At 60.8% G+C, this 17,005-nt stretch carries 18 protein-coding genes and 1 pseudogene; 10 read left to right on the top strand and 9 right to left on the bottom strand.

Annotated elements, in window-relative coordinates; all coding sequences use genetic code 11:
* The first annotated feature begins 161 nt into the window (after positions 1-161).
* Positions 162-830: an FCD domain-containing protein gene (locus tag RHIBR816_RS0122110; protein ID WP_018238786.1), complete on the top strand. Its 669-nt coding sequence runs from the start codon at positions 162-164 to the stop codon at positions 828-830.
* 86 nt (positions 831-916) lie between these two features.
* Here RHIBR816_RS0122110 and RHIBR816_RS0122105 read toward each other — a convergent pair whose 3' ends face one another.
* Complete coding sequence (locus RHIBR816_RS0122105; protein WP_018238785.1) at positions 917-1,801, bottom strand: LysR substrate-binding domain-containing protein; 885 nt, start codon at positions 1,799-1,801, stop codon at positions 917-919.
* 75 nt (positions 1,802-1,876) lie between these two features.
* On the opposite strand from RHIBR816_RS0122105, the gene RHIBR816_RS0122100 reads away from it, so the two are divergent.
* The 3 genes from RHIBR816_RS0122100 to RHIBR816_RS0122090 are packed head-to-tail and all read left to right on the top strand — an operon-like array spanning position 1,877 to position 4,741.
* On the top strand, positions 1,877-3,046 hold the full coding sequence (locus RHIBR816_RS0122100) for a four-carbon acid sugar kinase family protein (protein ID WP_018238784.1): 1,170 nt from the start codon (positions 1,877-1,879) through the stop codon (positions 3,044-3,046).
* Positions 3,043-4,041, top strand: a complete 999-nt coding sequence (pdxA, locus tag RHIBR816_RS0122095; protein ID WP_018238783.1) for a 4-hydroxythreonine-4-phosphate dehydrogenase PdxA — start codon at positions 3,043-3,045, stop codon at positions 4,039-4,041. Before RHIBR816_RS0122100 ends, pdxA begins: the two co-directional genes overlap by 4 nt.
* A 1-nt stretch (position 4,042) precedes the next feature.
* Entirely contained in the window at positions 4,043-4,741 is a 699-nt protein-coding gene (locus tag RHIBR816_RS0122090; protein ID WP_018238782.1) for a 4-hydroxythreonine-4-phosphate dehydrogenase, read from the top strand.
* Between the two features lie 177 nt (positions 4,742-4,918).
* Here the strand turns inward: RHIBR816_RS0122090 and RHIBR816_RS0122085 are convergent, their stop codons facing one another.
* From RHIBR816_RS0122085 to RHIBR816_RS37620, 6 genes are all read right to left on the bottom strand, one after another.
* A complete protein-coding gene (locus RHIBR816_RS0122085) occupies positions 4,919-5,395 on the bottom strand; it encodes an Lrp/AsnC family transcriptional regulator (RefSeq protein ID WP_018238781.1) in 477 nt (158 codons plus the stop codon).
* A 70-nt stretch (positions 5,396-5,465) separates the two neighbouring features.
* Positions 5,466-6,800 (bottom strand): aspartate aminotransferase family protein, encoded by a 1,335-nt coding sequence (locus RHIBR816_RS0122080; RefSeq protein ID WP_026187297.1) that lies wholly within the window; start codon positions 6,798-6,800, stop codon positions 5,466-5,468.
* A 104-nt stretch (positions 6,801-6,904) separates the two neighbouring features.
* Positions 6,905-8,146, bottom strand: coding sequence for a phosphotransferase enzyme family protein (locus tag RHIBR816_RS0122075; protein WP_245262648.1), 1,242 nt, complete (start codon positions 8,144-8,146; stop codon positions 6,905-6,907).
* A gap of 168 nt (positions 8,147-8,314) precedes the next feature.
* A complete protein-coding gene (locus RHIBR816_RS0122070) occupies positions 8,315-8,983 on the bottom strand; it encodes a haloacid dehalogenase type II (RefSeq protein WP_026187296.1) in 669 nt (222 codons plus the stop codon).
* Between the two features lie 607 nt (positions 8,984-9,590).
* Positions 9,591-10,280, bottom strand: a complete 690-nt coding sequence (locus RHIBR816_RS0122065; RefSeq protein ID WP_018238777.1) for a haloacid dehalogenase type II — start codon at positions 10,278-10,280, stop codon at positions 9,591-9,593.
* Positions 10,277-10,564 (bottom strand): hypothetical protein, encoded by a 288-nt coding sequence (locus tag RHIBR816_RS37620; protein ID WP_157628223.1) that lies wholly within the window; start codon positions 10,562-10,564, stop codon positions 10,277-10,279. The genes RHIBR816_RS0122065 and RHIBR816_RS37620 overlap by 4 nt, the downstream gene beginning before the upstream one ends.
* Before the next feature lie 333 nt (positions 10,565-10,897).
* On the opposite strand from RHIBR816_RS37620, the gene RHIBR816_RS0122060 reads away from it, so the two are divergent.
* The 5 genes from RHIBR816_RS0122060 to RHIBR816_RS0122045 all read left to right on the top strand — a co-directional run bounded on the left by RHIBR816_RS0122060 (position 10,898) and on the right by RHIBR816_RS0122045 (position 15,066).
* Positions 10,898-11,899, top strand: a complete 1,002-nt coding sequence (locus RHIBR816_RS0122060; protein WP_018238775.1) for a phosphotransferase — start codon at positions 10,898-10,900, stop codon at positions 11,897-11,899.
* 8 nt (positions 11,900-11,907) lie between these two features.
* On the top strand, positions 11,908-13,278 hold the full coding sequence (locus tag RHIBR816_RS0122055; RefSeq protein ID WP_018238774.1) for an aspartate aminotransferase family protein: 1,371 nt from the start codon (positions 11,908-11,910) through the stop codon (positions 13,276-13,278).
* Positions 13,279-13,378: 100 nt separating this feature from the next.
* Positions 13,379-14,062, top strand: a complete 684-nt coding sequence (locus RHIBR816_RS0122050; RefSeq protein WP_018238773.1) for a GntR family transcriptional regulator — start codon at positions 13,379-13,381, stop codon at positions 14,060-14,062.
* A 235-nt stretch (positions 14,063-14,297) separates the two neighbouring features.
* Positions 14,298-14,552 carry a hypothetical protein gene (locus RHIBR816_RS37615; RefSeq protein WP_084811145.1) on the top strand — a complete coding sequence of 85 codons (255 nt, stop codon included), beginning with the start codon at positions 14,298-14,300 and terminating at the stop codon, positions 14,550-14,552.
* Positions 14,542-15,066 carry an Lrp/AsnC family transcriptional regulator gene (locus tag RHIBR816_RS0122045; protein ID WP_018238772.1) on the top strand — a complete coding sequence of 175 codons (525 nt, stop codon included), beginning with the start codon at positions 14,542-14,544 and terminating at the stop codon, positions 15,064-15,066. The genes RHIBR816_RS37615 and RHIBR816_RS0122045 overlap by 11 nt, the downstream gene beginning before the upstream one ends.
* Positions 15,067-15,133: 67 nt before the next feature.
* On the opposite strand, the pseudogene RHIBR816_RS38515 reads toward RHIBR816_RS0122045, so the two are convergent.
* Positions 15,134-15,295: pseudogene (locus tag RHIBR816_RS38515) on the bottom strand (haloacid dehalogenase type II); the annotation flags it as partial.
* A gap of 58 nt (positions 15,296-15,353) precedes the next feature.
* On the opposite strand from RHIBR816_RS38515, the gene RHIBR816_RS0122035 reads away from it, so the two are divergent.
* Positions 15,354-15,836 (top strand): GNAT family N-acetyltransferase, encoded by a 483-nt coding sequence (locus tag RHIBR816_RS0122035; RefSeq protein ID WP_026187294.1) that lies wholly within the window; start codon positions 15,354-15,356, stop codon positions 15,834-15,836.
* A 232-nt stretch (positions 15,837-16,068) separates the two neighbouring features.
* Here the strand turns inward: RHIBR816_RS0122035 and RHIBR816_RS0122025 are convergent, their stop codons facing one another.
* Positions 16,069-16,911: a GNAT family N-acetyltransferase gene (locus tag RHIBR816_RS0122025; protein WP_026187293.1), complete on the bottom strand. Its 843-nt coding sequence runs from the start codon at positions 16,909-16,911 to the stop codon at positions 16,069-16,071.
* Between the last annotated feature and the right edge of the window lie 94 nt (positions 16,912-17,005).

The raw sequence follows: 17,005 nt of genomic DNA, 5'->3' as shown, positions 1-17,005 counted from the left end.
CCGACAATCGATCTGCAAGCAGGCGCAGCATGCATTCCATGTAGTTCAGCGCCACTCGCTACCAATTTTGGTTTTACGCGCGCAATCAATATAAGATTGGTATTGCAATTGGTGTCAATATAGATCAATTTGGTTGAGGCAAAATTATTAGCGAGGACTCAATGAGCGTGGTGTTGAAGGATTTCATCGAGGCGGAAGGTCTGGAGCCCGGGGATCGGTTACCGCCTGAGCGCGATCTGGCGCTCAAACTCGGGCTGCCCCGCACCGCACTTCGACGGATGCTTGCTTCTTTGGAAAAGGAGGGCCGGCTCATCAGGCACGTGGGGCGGGGGACATTTATCGCTGGCAGCGGGGTTACCTCGACGGCCCTGCGCCGTCCGCCAGGCAGCACGGGAGACGCGTTGCGCACCTATCCGGCCGAGGTTTTTGAGGCTCGGCTGATCATGGAACCCAAGATCGCCGCCTTGGCGGCGTTACGGGCGACCAGGCAGGAGATCGACGAAATGCAGAAATCGATCGATCGGGGCAGCACGGCGGCAACCCTGGTGGAATTCGAGAAATGGGACGCTGTCTTTCACCGCATCATCGTCGGAGCCGCCCGCAATGGCCTTCTCGCCTCGCTCTACGAGGGGATTCACACGGTACGGGCGGGAAACCTCTGGGGGAAGATGAAGGAACAGTCGCTAACCCCTGAGCGCATGAAGGCCTATATCGCCAAGCATCAGGCCACTCTTGACGCCATCAAAGATCGCGACAGCAGAGAGGCCGAGCGAAACATGTACGACCACATCGTCGAAGCGAGAACCAACATACTTGGCCCAAACACCTGAGCACCCGACAGCGGTCCTGATTGAAGCGTGTTGCGGCGTCTTCACGTCTCCGTCAGGACGGGCTTCCAATTCGATCCATGCGCCGCTCAAGACGCAGCATGGAAATCCTGTTGAATGGTCGCGAGAAGCCAAGACACAAATTGGTCGACCCCAGCCGACTTCTTCGCCAGCGCGGACCGGATGATGCCGTAATGTGAGCCATCTGGCTGGAAGCCGAGCGGTGCGGCGAGGCGGCCTTTGCGGATATCGTCGATGGCAATGATCTTGGGGCACATGGCCACACCCAGACCGCCGGCTGCCGCCTCCACCATCAGGAAATGATGGTCGAGAAAGCGCGTCGAGCGCGGCTTCGGCGCGTCCTGATGGGCGGCGGCCCACTTCTGCCAGGCATCCGGCCGCGTATTCGCGGCAAGCGCGACATAATCACCGGCCGCAAACCGATCCGCCATGGCGGGGTGCATGACGGGACCGACTTCCTCTTCAATCAGCCGTCCGACCTGCCAGTTCGCATCGATGGCGAAATCCAGCCTGCGGATCGCGAGCGTGATACGGTCGCGCGCAAAATCGAAGCCCCCGCCCCCGACGGAGAGATGAAGGTCGATCTCGGGATGGCGATCCTGGAACTCCGAGAGCCGCGGGATCAGCCAGCGCATGGCGACGGACCGTTCACAGGAAACGACGATCGGCGGTGACACGTCGACTCTGCGGATATCCTCCAACGCCGACGCAACGAGCGCCAGCGCGTCGCTTGTCGCCTGCGCGAGGCGCGCGCCCTCTCCCGTCAGCCTCAGGCCGCGCCCATCGGGTTCCAGCAAACGGATTTGGAGGTGCTCGGAAAGTTTCGAAACGCGCCGGCTGACGGCACCATGCGTCAAGCTTAGCTCAGACGCAGCCGCACGCACGGAACCGAGGCGCGCAACGACCTCAAAGGCCCACAGATCATCGAGGGAAGAAAGGTCCGAACGCTTCATCGGTGACAATCTATCACCAATATACGTGAAATCATATCGATTTTCTTTTCGAAACTCAAAGCATAGCTTGAGGTCATGGTAGAAACCGTTGACAAAATCAAACACATTGGCGTCGTCGCGGACGACCTGACTAGCGCGGCGGACGGGGCAATTGCTTTCCTAGAACGCGGCTATGTCCCCCGCATCTGCAGAGTTGGACCGGACGATACCCACGCCAGTCTCGTCTCCATCGACACCGGCAGCCGCACGCTCGATGAAACCGCAGCAACACATGTGACGCGCCAGGCGGTGACGACGCTTGCAGACAGGCCGTTCCTGTATAAGACGGTCGACTCCACCCTGCGTGGCCACATCCGCGTGGAAATGGCCGCAGCATTTGCGGCCAGCGGCCGGCCACGTTTGGTGATCGCACCTGCCTTTCCCGCTGCCGGGCGCACGACGATCGACGGGATTCAGCTTCTGCACGGCCAGCCGGTTGCCCAAACGGCGTACAGCCGCGACCCTGTCCATCCCGCCCACACGTCGCGCATCGAAGACTTGATCGAGCCCAGCCTCGGCCGCATCGCTAGAATTTCTGCGCACACGGAGGACGGCGCGATCGGCAAGGCCATTGGCGACGCTCCGGTGGTCATCGTCGATGCATGCGACCAGGTGATGCTGAATCGTCGGGTTGCGGAGATCCAGAAGCACGGCCCGGTGCTGTGGGTCGGCTCGCCAGGCATGGCGGAGGCGCTGGCCACGGTGGTCGAGCGGCGCACAGGCCAGCACACCTTCACGCCCGAAGCTACGCCGCGCCGTGTTCTCGTGCTTGTCGGCAGCGCAAACCATGTCAGCCATTCGCAGTGCGAAACGTTGGCCGCGACAGGCGCTTCGGTCGCAATGCGTGCGACGGATCTCGACGAGGCAGCGCCTGTCGTCTGCCTCCGTACGCCGCACATCCGCACCAGCGACCCGGCGCAGGCTCTCGCCACCCTGGTGGACGAGGCAGAGATGGCTTTATCCCGGCATCGGTACGACGCCGTCGTCGCAACGGGCGGAGAAACGATGCACGCCCTTTTGGACCGGCTCTCCATTCACGCTTTCGATTTGATTCGCGAACTCGAGCCCGGGTTTCCCCTCGGCTGCGCTCGTCTTGCCGATGGACGAATGAAGCTGCTCGCCATGAAGGCAGGCGGCTTCGGTTCCGCCATGACGCTGCACAATGCCGCCGACACCATTCGCCGACTTGGAAAGGAGCCCGCATGAACGCCTCCCTGCCGCTCGCCGTCACCATGGGCGATCCATCCGGCATCGGGCCGGAGATCGTGGCAAAGACGATGCTTGCCCGCACCGACCTCCGTCGCAGCGTCGTCATCGGCGATCCGGCCGTGATGACGAAGGCCATCGCCAGCCTCGGCGGCGGTCTGCAACTGAACGAGATCCATGACATCGCCGACGCGAAGCCGGATGGCGCCCTGAATATCCTCGCCGCCTCCCGCATCGAAACCCCACCCGAACTCGGCAGGGTGAGCGCCGCCAGCGGCCGCATGGCCTATGATGCCGTCGTTGCAGCGATCGATTTCGCCAGGGCGGGCAAAGTCGCCGGCATGGTGACGGCGCCGATCCACAAGGAGGCGCTCGCCGCTGCAGGGCTTCCCTACCCCGGCCACACGGAAATCCTCGCGGAAAAAGGCGGCGCCAGGCGGGTGGCGATGATGCTCGCCAATGACGATATTCGCACCGTTCTGGTAACGATCCACTGTTCGCTGGCAGACGCGATCCGCCGGGCGGATTTTCCGGCACAGATGTCTGCGATACGCCTCGCCCACCAAGGGGGTCGTGCGTTGGGAATCGGCCGCCCCCGCATCGCCGTTGCAGGGCTCAATCCGCATGCCGGCGAAGGCGGTCTCTTCGGAGACGAGGAAATCCGGATCATCGCGCCCGCCATCGCGGCAGCCCGAGCCGAAGGCATAGACGCGAGCGGCCCCTGGCCCGGCGATACGGTTTTCATGCAGGCGCGAAATGGCCGCTTCGACGTGGTCGTCGCGCAGTATCACGACCAGGGGCTGATCCCGGTCAAATATCTCGGTCTGGAAAGGGGCGTGAACATCACGCTCGGCCTGCCCTTCGTGCGCACAAGCCCTGACCACGGCACCGCCTTCGACATCGCCGGCCGTGGCATTGCCGATCCGAGGAGCCTCGAAACAGCGATCGATTACGCCCGCCGACTGGCGAAGGCGCCATGTGACCAGGAGAATTGACATGACCCCCCTCGATTTCATCTTCATGCTGACCCGCAACGACCGGACGATCCCGGATGCGCTGGCGCAGCTTCCCCTGGTGCTGTCTGCAGGTGTCCGTCATATCGGCTTCAAGGATATCGGCCTGCCCTTCGAGGTGCTTTCCGAGCTTAACCGGGAAATCCGGGCCGCAGGCGCGAAGAGTTATCTCGAAGTGGTTTCACTCGACCGGGCCAGCGAAATCGAGTCGGTGCTCGCCGGCCTCACGCTCGGCGTCGACTATCTGCTTGGCGGTACCCATGTCGACGACGTCCTTCCCCTCCTCAAGGGAAGTGGTATCCGCTACTACCCCTTCCCCGGCCGCATCGCGGGCCATCCCAGCGTTCTGGAGGGTTCCCAGGCGGAGATCGTTGCAAGCGCAAAAGAGCTTGCCGCCCGCGAGGGCGTGCACGGCCTCGATCTCCTCGCCTATCGAGCCGATGTGGATGTCGCTAACCTCATCCGCGCCGTCTGCGGCGCCGTCGCCAAGCCCGTCATCGTCGCAGGTTCGATCGACCGCGCCGAGCGCATCCACGCTGTCGTCAGCGGCCGGGCGGCCGGCTTCACCGTTGGCACCGCCGCTCTCGAAGGCCGCTTCCCTGCAGCCGTTCCAGGCTTGACGCATCAGCTCCTGACTATCACTTCCATAAAGAACCAGGCGAAAGCGCTAGCCGCGCAATAACGGAGAATGCCCGATCACTGCGACGTCGTAATGGCCATTGACCGGACGCTCCGCGGCCCCGCCAAAGGGCCGGGGCGGTGTCGTGCCAGTAGGAGAGGAATTTCATGGCGGCGCGCCTTCTCGCTCGAGATCGAAACGCCCGCAGTCCAGTCGGAGCAGGCGAAATGTTGATGAGATCTATGGCCGAAACAGGTTTGTTAGCGGCAGATGCCCCTTCACCACCGGCGATTTCAACACGACGAAGCTGAAATATTTGTCTATGCCGACGTCCAACTCGACGAGCCGTTCCATGATCTCTTGATATTCGCTGATCCCGGCAGTAACGAATTTCAGGAGGTAGTCGTAGCCACCCGAGACCACATGGCACTCGATCAGTTGATCGATCTTCTCAACGGCGGCGAGGAAGCGTGCAAAGTCGGTCTGCCGGTGGTTCTTGAGCGTGACCTCCGTGAACACCGTTAACGTCTGCCCCAACTTGGCGACATTGATCCGCGCCGAATAGCCCTCAATATAGCCCTCCGACTGCAGCTTCTTCACGCGCATGAGGCACGGGCTCGGCGATAGGTTCACCACCTCCGAAAGTTCCACATTCGTCATTCGGCCATTCTGCTGCAGCACGTGCAGTATCTTGACGTCGATCCGATCGAGTTTCATGGACTTACTTTCGCTTATGAGGATCGCTCGAGCCCGGGATCCGGTAAATTCGGCCGCCAAGACAGCCTAGTTACACCTGTGCGACGGCCTTCTTGAGCGCGCACTCCATGGCTTCGAGGAACCGGTCCACATGCTCCGCCTGGCAAATCAGCGGCGGGCGCACCTTCAGCGTATCCTCGTTGGCGCCCGTCGTACTGATCAAAACGCCATCGTCACGCATCAGGTTTACGATATCCAAAGCCATGGCGCGCCGGCTGGCCTCTCCCGCTCCATCCAATCCGATGTCGATGCCGAAGAACAGCCCGGCATTTCGAATACCGCGAATGCCGGGGTGCAGCTTGGCAAGATGCTCCAACCCCAGCCTCAGGCGCTCACTCATGGCGTGCGCATGCTCGCGGATCCGATCCCTTTGCAAGATTGTCAGGACGGCGTCAGCCGCCGCGATCCCGACGGTATTGCCGCCGAAGGTGTTCGAGTACCGGGCAGTGGCGCCAAAGCGATCCATCGGTGCCTTACGGCCGACGACCGCGCCGATTGGAAATCCGTTGCCCATGGGCTTGCCGAGGGTAACGAGGTCCGGAACAACTTCGTGCCGCCCAAAACCCCACATGTGTGTGCCCGTTCGTCCAAATCCCGGCTGAACTTCATCGGCAATGAGGAGGCCACCCGCCTCCCTCACCGCCCTGACGCCGCCGGCGATGAAGCCAGGCGGGTCCACCCAGACGCCGTCGCTCGAAAAAATACTGTCGATGAGCAGGGCCGCGACGCCAATGCCACGCCGGTTCAGGTCTGTAATGGCGGCTCGCACCTGCGCTTCAAAGAAATCCGCTGCCTGTGATTCCGCAATGCCTGCCGGACCCGGTAGAGACACCATGCGCACGGAAGGGCTGAGCCTGACGGCATCACCCAAATTGGGCGACACCATCGCCGTGGCCGCGCTTGTTCCGTGATATGCGTATGACGAGACGATCACGCCCTCATTACCGCTTGCCAGCCGGGCGATCCGGAGCGCCAGATCGTTCGATTCGCTTCCCGTGCAGGTAAAGACAACGCGGCCCAACTCCTGGGGAAAGGTAGCCACGAGCCGTTCGGCATAGTCGACAAGCCTCGGTTCGAGATAGCGGGTATTTGCGCTAATTCGGCCGGCTTGTTCTGCCATGGCGGCGTTGATCTCTGGATTGCAATGCCCGAGAGAGGGCACATTGTTGTAGAAATCCAGATAGCGACGTTCGTCCGGGTCGTAGAGCCACATGCCTTCGCCGCGAACGAAATGGACTGGTCGGCGATATTGGAGCCGATAGGAGGAGCCTAATACTCTGTCGCGGCGGGCAATCAGCTCGGACTCACGCTGAGGAACGTCAGCTTCACCGGGAGTGTAGCGGTTGGGCATGAGATCTGTGGACATAGCTTGATCCTGCTTAACTTTCCTTGCGCGAGAAGGTCGCGAGTTACCGTACTGATTTCCAAGGCGAGTGACCAAACACTCCGAGTGCCTCCAGCAACGCCGGGCTAAGGCAGCACGCGACGCACGGCCATCTCGGCCTCCTCAACGCCTAGCGCCGATAGGATAGAGAGTCCGTGTTCGGCTCGGGCCACGTTCTTTTTGATATACGCTGACTCGGCCGGAAACAGGTCCGCCCGCCAGTAGTTGATCAGGGTGAGGGCGCCCTGCCGCGCCCTTATCAGCCCGACGAGCAGTTTCGCCTCAAGCGCGGAAAGTGGAAGCACGGCGGCATAACCGGCGATGAGACTTTCTGCGCCGCCCAGAGCCAGAGACGGATCCGTCACCATGTGGCTCGCCGCAATCGCGAGATCCTGAATGCGCGGGGCCCAGCAGCCGTCGCCGAAATCAATGAACGCGACACCATCCTCGGTCAGGAGTGTGTTGAACGGGTTGGGGTCATTGTGCGTGACCTGCCATGCTATCTCGCGCAGTTGCGGCTCGATAAGCTCGACGTAGTCGCGCATGGCAACACGCACGGATTCTGCAACGGGTCCCGATGGCAGGTGCTTCTCCAGTTCCATTAGCCTCGGCCAGCATCCGACATGCCAGAGGATCGGGCGGTGCATAGCGGGCAATCTCAGAGGCTCGAGAGCCAAACTGAGCCTACCAAGCGCCTGGCCGACCCGGTTAAGGACCTCCGGATTTACGTTCGCCTGGTGCAGCGGCACCCCCGAAAGTCGGGTCTGCAGGTAGCCGCAAATATCCTCCTCTTCGAACATCAGCGTACCCCCGCCGGTACGCACGATATGAGGTGCTGCGAAACCGCAAGCACCTTCCAGCCCTGAAAGAGCCGCAGCCTGGAAGCGGAAACTGTCTCGTCCTTCCGGCCGCGCTGACGTTTTGAGGATCAACCGATCGCCGTTCGACAGTGCGACCTCTGCGGTACACTCGACTTCCGAGGACAGAACCCTGAGCGTTCCCGTCAATCCGTAGTGGCGCAGGAGCAGCTCGCCCAGGTCGCGTGCTTCCGCAGGGCTTGGCTTTGTCGCCAGAATAGCGGCGGCGGCCCCAAAATATGCTTCGGTGAAGGGCGCGCAGACCAGCTGGGTGCCGTCGAAATGACCCTCGCCGTTGTCTGGAGCCGTATCGTTACAAGCACCCAAGATTGAGACCCTCGCACTGTTTGGAGCGGGCGGCATGTTCATCCGAAATGCGACCGTTGAGATTGCGTCCAGTCCGCGGCGCCCCGCGTAAAGGCCGGGCGTTTGCTGCTGATGGCGGGGAACCACAATCCCCGCCTTCAGCACGATTGTCTCGGTCCCGGTTCCGGAAGTTACCTCATCGGCGCCGGGCTCGTGATGCCATTGCCGAACGAGGCGGCACGTAATCGCCCCCTCAGCCCCTCGACACTCGGGCAAACCGAGGCTCGTTATCGGGCCGCTGGAAGAGAGATTTTCAAATGTATTCGGACTTCCTCAGAGACCGACGACGCCCGGCAATTCCGAGATGCCGGCGATCTCGGTGTAGCCGTAATAGGGATTGGCCGGCTCGTGGCCGCGATTGACCCAAACCTTGTTCTTGATCCCGAGGTCATGTGCGGACATCAGATCGTAGCGGAACGAGGAGGAGCAATGCAGTATGTCCTCCGGACCGCAGCCAAGCATGTCCAGCAAATATTCGAAGGCCCGGAAGTGCGGCTTGTAGGCCTGAGCCTGTTCGGCGGTGTAAACGGCATGGAAGGGCGCGCCGAGCTTCTCGACGTTGGACATGATCTGCGAGTTCATCGCATTTGACAGGATGACCAGCGGAATCTCCTTGGCCACCTTGGCAAGGCCCGCCGGAACGTCCGGATGCGGCCCCCACGTGGGAACGCGTTCGTATACCATCTGGGCGTCTTCGTCTTTGAAGTCGATGCCGTTGCGTTTGCAGGTCCTCGCCAGTGCGTTATGAACCACCTCCGCATAGGGCTTCCAGTCGGCCATGACTTCATCGAGTCGGTACGCCGAGAAGTCCGCGATGAACTGCAGCATCTTCTGCTCGCTCATTCGGTCGCCGTAAAGGTCGCGTGCCGCCTCCGCCATCTGAAAGTTGATCAGCGTGCCGTGGCAGTCGAAGGTGATGTATTTCGGGCGGAAAGTGGTCATGCGCTTCGTCCTTTTCTTGGCGGGATCTGTTTGCGTTATGAGCAATCATAGGCTCGCCTCAGCCGCTCTACCGGTCGATTTCCTCGGCTCGTCAGCAGAAAATTCTGACCTCGAAGTCCGATCGGCCCTTTCGATTGCGCATGGACGGTGATCCCACCGCCGAGACGTCGAACGGCGGCGCCGCCATTTCCCAGTGAACATGCCGCCGTGCATATCCGCCCCGCAACATCCACTGACGCTCCCGCCGCCTTCGAGCGCTATACACGAGTTGGCGTTCGGGTTGGATGGCGATGCTGTCCTGCCCGTATCCGGCATTACGCACCACAGACCCGCGAACCCGTCGAGCTGTCAGGATAGATGGGAACTGGAAAATCGGCCCACAGTCACTCCCGCATGTTACGCGGACGACCGCTAGCGGCCGCGTAACAAACGCGTCGAGCCCGATGTGCCGTTGCGTCACGCCGGATCACACTGTCCTCTGTCGCCAGGAGGTTACTCGTGCGGAAGGGGCCCCGAAAGGCCATGCTTGCTCCCCTTCAAACGTAAAGAGAAGGGGCGAATGAACCGCCCGCTCCCATCACAGCAACAGCACCTGAGCGCCGGTTTTTCAGGCGCGCTTGAGGGCTGGCTCCAGGCCAACGGCGGCGGCTAACCCGCCGATATCCTTGATCTCGGTGTATTCGTAATAGGGATTGGCCGGCTCATGGCCGCGGTTGACCCAGACCTTGCTCTTGATGCCCAGGTCATAGGCGGTCATCAGGTCGTAGCGGAAGGATGAGGACACATGGGTGATGTCTTCGGGCCCGCAGCCGAGCTTGTCGAGCATGTATTCGAAGCCCTTCATCAGAGGTTTGTATGCCCCGACTTCTTCTGCCGTGATCACCATATGGATGGGCGCGCCCAGCTTTTCCACGTTCGACATGATCAGGCTGTTCATGGAGTTCGACAGGATGACCAGCGGAATTTCCTCGGCCACCCTGGACAGGCCAGCCGGGACGTCCGGGTGCGGACCCCAGGTTGGCACTTCGTCATAGATGCGTTGCGCGTCTTCGGGTTTGAACGGGATACCGATGCGTTTGCAACTGCGCTCGATGGAATTGTGCACCACTTCGAGGAAAGGCTTCCATGGCCCTAACACCTCGTCAAGGCGATAGCCTCTAAAGGCCTCGACAAAGCCGGCCATCGCTTCTGGGGAGAGACGCTCGCCGTAGACGCGCCGCGCAGCCCCGGCCATATCGAAATTTGTGAGCGTGCCGTAGCAGTCGAAGGTGACGTACTTCGGTCGAAATTGGGTCATGGCGTGTAATCCTTCCAAGTTTCCACGGCACAGTGTGCCGATACAAGATCATCGTAGTGGGCATGAGATCGCCGTGCGGATAGACCGCAATGCGGCAGCGACGCAGATATCTTTGAGAGTCCGCATCTGATCAGTTTCGTTTTCTGTGCCTTTTTTATACCGGGCCAATCCACCCAGGCGGAGCACTCCACCTTGATTGCTGCTTTCCGGCCAGTGGGAGCACCCTGGCATAACTTTGCGGCGATGGCAAGCAATTGTCCAACAATTTTTTGAATGGTCGCCATCCCGCTACCTCCCGACAGCTTGAGTGCGTCGCTATTCAATCAACACAAATTTCTTAGTTAAATCGTTGCAATTTCTCCGTCTTTTCCGTCACTTGTAAGAATCATCGGAGCATTCTGCCCGGTCGTCAATCGTTCATTCGGCAGCAAAAAGACTGACGCCCCCAGCCGCAAAAGGTCCCAATCGAAAAAATTGTTGTACAAAAATTGAAACGTGAGATACTGGGGCCATCGAGCTGCCCATTCTCGAGGCAGGATCTGAATGAGTTGAAGATGGATCACAGGCATCAGTGCGGGCCAGCCCGCGTCCCTGAGCTTTCCGAGCCGTGCCATCCCGTGGGCGCTGCGGAAGCCGAAGAAATCGCCGAACGACTATATGGCGCGCGTGGCTCGGCCATGCGCTTTGAAACCGAGAAGGACGACACGTTCCTCCTCAACTGCGCGGCCCGGGGGAAGTTCGTGCTAAAGATCGCTCATCCATCTGAGCGGATGGAGGAGCTCGATTTCCAGGTCGCACTGATGCGTCATCTCGAGCAGCGGGCCCCTGACCTACCCATCCCCCGTGCGCTTCGTGACGTCGACGGCGCGGATTTGCCCGTCGTCACGACCAGTGCCGGCGAGCAGCGAGCGGTGCGGCTCATCACCTTCCTCCCCGGTACTCCGCTCGACCGGACATCTTGCACAGCCCCACAGCGCGAACGGATCGGCGAAATCCTCGCAAAGCTGCGGCATTCCATGGCCGATTTCTCGCACCCCGCAGACGGCCGGGCGGTGGCATGGGACGTCACCCATCTGCTCGATCTCACCGATCTGTTGAGATTCATCCCCGGGAGCGGCAAGCGGGCCTGGACCGTCCGCGCGCTCGAGCGGTTTGCCGAAGTCAAGCCGGGGCTCGACCTGTGCCGGCGGCAAGTGCTCCATAACGACTTCAATACGTCGAACCTGGTCGTCGATCATGCCAGCCCGCAGTTCCTGACCGGCGTCATCGACTTCGGCGATGCGGTCCGTACCGCTATCGCCGTCGATGTCTCCACGGCGTTGATGAATCAAATGCCAAGAACTTTCGACCATGGAAACCGGCGTGACCTGTTCGATGAACCGCGCGACGTTCTGCGCGGCTATCTCCGCCACGCCGAATTGACGGAAGAGGAGCTCCGGCTCATCCCCTTCCTGTCGATGGGCCGTCTTGCGGTCCGTGCGCTGCTGACGTGCTGGCGCGCCGAAATCTTCCCCGAGAATAGCCGCTATATCCTGCGCAATACCGAAGCCGGCTGGGCCCACCTCGAGTGGTTCCACTCGATTTCGACCGCGCAGATATCCGAACTTCTGACACGATAGGAACCGTGATGTCCAAGCAAGCGACTACCCTGCCCAAGGGCTTCCGTGGCGACATGCCAAATGGCTTCAACCCTCAGGACACGTCTCATCTCACAAGTGAAGATCTGGCGCATGTTGCCAGGCGGCAAAGGCTGCTCGGGCCCGCTTATCGCCTCTTCTACAGGTCGCCGGTTGAGATCTCCCGTGCCAAGGGCGTCTTCCTCTATGACAAGCACGGCAACGAATATCTCGACGCCTACAACAACGTGGTATCGCTGGGTCACTCTCATCCGCGTGTCGTCGAGGCGATCCAGAAGCAGCTCGAGATACTCTGCACCCACACGCGTTACATGCAGGAGCCCCTGCTGGACTATGCCGAAGCCCTGATCAATACTTTCGGTGGCGAACTCGGCCGAACCGGATGCGCGATGTTCACATGCACGGGCTCGGAAGCCAACGATCTCGCGTTGCGTATCGCGCGTTACCACACGCGCAAGACCGGCGTCATCGTCACGGCCGAAGCCTATCACGGCAACAGCGGCGCGGTGGCGGCAATCTCGCCGTCGCTCGGCAAAAAGTCGGCTCTGGATCCCTATTCTCGCACGGTCGCGGCGCCGGATTCCTATCGTTTGCCCGTCGAGGAAATCGGCCGGCGGATGGCGGAGGATGTCGCTGGGCAGATCGCCGACATGGAGCGGCATGGCGGCGGCCTAGCGGCCTTCATCGCCGACTCCGTCTTCTCCTCCGATGGTCTCTACGTCGATCCGACGGACGTATTGGCGCCGGTGGCGGAAGTGGTGCGCAAGGCGGGCGGCCTGTTCATCGCCGACGAGGTGCAGTCCGGATTCGGGCGGACCGGCACCCATCTTTGGGGTCACTCCCGCCACAAGGTCGATCCGGACATCGTTACCATGGGCAAGCCCATGGGCAACGGCTATCCCGTCGCCGGCGTAGTCCTGCGGCCCGAACTCGTTGCCGAATTCGGATCCAGCATGCGCTACTTCAACACCTTTGGCGGCAACTCCGTCGCCATCGCCGCTGCAAGGGCGGTGCTCGACACGATCCTCGAAGAGGGCCTGATGGACAACGCCGCCAAGGTCGGCGGCGAAATCCTTGACGGCCTCCGGGTCCTGCAGAAGAAATATGAATTCGTCGGCGATGTTCGCGGGGCCGGCCTCTATTTCGCCGTCGAACTCGTCAAGGATAGAGACCGGAAAACGCCGGACATGGACCGCGCACTTGCAGCCGTCAATGCCTTGCGCGACCGGCGCATCCTCATTTCCGCGACCGGAGCGGACGCGCATATCCTGAAGATCAGGCCCCCGCTCATCTTCACATCGACCAACGCGGCGCGTCTGCTCGAGGGCGTCGACGAGGCGCTTCGGTCCGTGCAGATCTAGGACCCACCATGCAGCCGGGAGGCGCAATATCATCTCCCTTGCCCTACGCCGCCGCATGTGGCGTAGGTATGCAAACAAATCAACGAGCAAAGCCACACCCATGCCGCCGCTGCACGCCAAAAATCAAGCCGAAGATCTTGAGACGAATGTCGAGCTCTTGCCCGCTAGCGCTGTGGAAAGCCTGACCCACGCCTTACGGAGGCGCATCTTGTCGGGAGATTTCCGACCGGGCGAGTTCCTCCGCGACGTGAAGATGTGCGAGGAGCATTCGACCTCGCGGCATACATTCCGTACAGCAGCCCAGGTGCTCGTCACGCAGGGCCTGCTGCGTCAGATACCGAACCGAGGCTTTGTGGTGCCCGAATTCGGGCCTGACGATATTGTCGATATCACACGCGTGCGAGGCGCCATCGAGGGCGAGGCCATTCGTCTGATCGTGCTGACCGGGGTCATCCCACCTCTGGCGCTGGAGGCGGTCGAGGTTATGCGAACGTCGACTCTCTCCTCCGACAGATCCCTGCTGGTTGCCGCGGACCGTGACTTCCACCGCGCGATCATTGCCGCTAGCGGCAGCGCTCGACTGAAGCGAACCTATTCAGACCTCGAGGGCGAGATCGAGCTTCTCCTCGCACAGCGGCAGGATTTCTACGCCACTGCCGAAGAAATGGCGGAGGAACACGAGCGGCTCATCAACAGCTTGAGAAGCCGCCACTACGATACGGCGCGGGAGGCGTTCCAGGAGCACTGGGAAGATCTCCAGATAAAATTGCTCGATCAACGCTGACCAGCGCTCCCCGCGGAATTTGACAGCTCGGAAGGATAACCTGCCAGGCGGCGCTGAGGATGCCGGTGCCGCCGGTTCGACGCGGAGCAAGCACCATCTTGGATGCTTCCTCTCCGGCTCCGCCGGAGACTGCTTCTCGACGGAGTCGCGGCGTCGACGCCTACCGCATGGCGCCGAAGGCGCAGTAACGGCCGCTGCCAGCGAGCTTGAGCGAATAACGCTGCGGAGAGGTTTGATGCGTGAATATTCCATCGCAACCCTACCCGGCGACGGCATCGGACCTGAGATGATCGCCGCCGGCAGGCTCTCTCATGGCACCAACACACTCGCGCGCATGAACAAGTGCGGTTTTAATCCGAAGGAGATGCTCGCGCGCCACGATAGTTATGCGGCTTTAAGGCCATCGGGGATCTCGTCATCCTCGGGCCAACACCAACATCAACGACATCCGCGCCATCCTCATCAGCGGGAGCTAGCCAATGAAACTTGATCGCATCGACGTCAAGATACTTAGCGCATTGCAGAAGAATGGCCGAATGACGAATGTCGAGCTTTCGGAAATGGTCAATCTCTCGCCAAGTCCCTGTTTGTTGCGCGTGAAAAAGCTACAGGCGGAGGGCTATATCGAGGGTTATTCTGCCCAGATCAATATCGGAAAACTGGGCCAGACGTTGACGGTGTTCACCGAGATCACGCTGAAGAACCACCGTCAATTGGACTTCGCCAGATTTCTTAATGCGATCGAGAAGGTCGATCAGGTCATCGAGTGCCATCTGGTTTCCGGAGGCTACGATTATCTCGTAAAATTCGTCACCGCCGGAATCGAAGAGTATCAGACGTTGATGGAGCGGCTCCTCGATTGGGAAATCGGCATTGACAAGTACTTCAGCTTCGTCGTGCTGAAATCGCCCCTGGTCAAAGCGCATTTGCCGCTGGAAAGCCTGTTCCAAGAGGAACCACGTAGAGACCTTGATGCCGACGGTGTGGCGGCCGTCGGGCATTGATGAGCAGCCGGCATCTCGTGCCGATAGATTGATGAGAGACGACAACCGAAGAACCGGCGGGCTATAGAAGCATCTTCTGCTCCCTCGTTCGCTTGCCGTAAAGATCGCGCGCCGCCTCCACCATCTGAAAGTTGATCAGCGTGCCGAGGCAGTCGAAGGTGATGAATTTCGCGCGGAGGGTGATGCAACCGTCGAGGCGCCGAGGGCGGAGCCGCCTTTTGCCAGTCAGCAAAGGACAAAATATGACCCGCTTCTCAGCACCTGCCGCAAAGGCTAACTATGCCGCCATGCATATTCGGCCCGCCTCATCCGCAGACGCTCCCGCCGTCTGGTCAATTATTGAGCCCATGATCCGAGCGGGAGAAACCTATGCGCTTGATCCCAACCTGAGCCGGGCAGAGGCTCTCGCGTACTGGATGGGAGCAGACAAGGAAGTCTTCGTTGCCGAGCAAGCGGGCGCCATCCTCGGCACCTATTACATGCGTCCCAATCAGGCTGGCGGTGGTCAGCATGTTTGCAACTGTGGATTCGTCACAGCGCCTGATGCGACCGGTAAAGGCGTCGCACGTAGTTTGTGCGAACACTCAATGGCAACTGCCCGCGCCCACGGGTATCGGGCGATGCAGTTCAACTTCGTCGTGAGCACCAACCGGCGGGCCATTTCGCTATGGCAAAAAATGGGTTTTGAAGTCGTGGGCACGTTGCCCGGCGCGTTCAGGCACCCGACGCCTGGCTACGTTAACGCGTTCGTTATGTATCAAGCGCTATAGACGCAGTTGGCGTTCGCGACGTTGGGTGAGATGGTGTCCTGCCCGTATCCGCATTGACACAGCAGAGCTTGCGAATTCGTCGAGGAGCTTATGCCCGGTCGCGGTGACAGTCGCGCCCTTGGCCGTTTCAGCACCTGCCCGCCGCCTCATGGCCGCGATAGGATGGCGAGTGGATGAGGCAGATCGCACCGTCGAGTTCGACAAGCGAGTCCACTCATTTTTTCCACCAAAATCAACCGAGTGCCTGACTGACCAGCGCGTAGTTGCGGTGATACGTGGGCTTGCTTTGCCCGCCCCCGGCCCCGGGACGTCGCATCTTGATCCCACAGCCGGCGTGGTTGAGCCCGCGCGCGGTGAGCCATCCTGCAAGATCCGTGGAAACATCCGTGTCGATACGGACGAACCTGCCCTGGTGATGGGCGAGCAGGAAATCGATCAGGGCCCTGGCTTCGGAAGCGCTTCTCGCTACCACCGGTCCGATGACCAGCCCACGGCCGAAAGACCGGATCGCCGCGAAGGCCTGGATCTCGCCGTCCTCGCGAATGACAGCGAACTTCGCCCGCTCGCGCAGAATTTCCATCAATGCCGAACGGTCATGGCCGTTTGCCGCGCGGTCCAGCGCCACCAAGTAAGCATGATCGCCGCTCTCGCTCCATGTTACATGGGCCGGCGCCTCAACCCGCAACGGCTCGCCCTGGTGCTGCACGGTCTCGCCAGTCGAAGCGAAACCCACCTTCTCATAGAGCGGAAGACCTTCCTGCGTCGCCACCAGATAGCAGGTGCGCTCTCCCGCCTTGGCAAGCGCCTTTTCCAACATCTTCCGGCCGAGGCCGCGGCCGCGCATCGCGGCATCGACGATGACCATGTTGATGGTGGCGACGTCATCGCCATAGGGCGTCATCATGACGGTCGCGACGAGGCGATCCTCTTCGAGTGCGACGATTCCCTGGCTGATTGACTGAACCAGTTCCCAATCCTCGCGCCGATGCGGCCATTGGACCTGGCGGGACAGTTCCAATGCCCTGTCCAGATGCTTTGGTGTCATCTTCTCGAGAATGATCGCTTGGCTGGTCATGATGCGGTTCCGGCCTGTGTCTTCAAGGTTCAAGGTAACCCGCATAAGACAGCAGTTCCTCCCGACGTACGGACATGCGCGACGCGTTCGCGCT

The organism is Ensifer sp. BR816 (assembly GCF_000378985.1).
In the GTDB taxonomy this organism is placed as follows: Bacteria; Pseudomonadota; Alphaproteobacteria; order Rhizobiales; family Rhizobiaceae; genus Sinorhizobium.
Note: the sequence above shows the minus strand (reverse complement) of the source record. Positions and strands in the feature narration are given on the sequence as shown.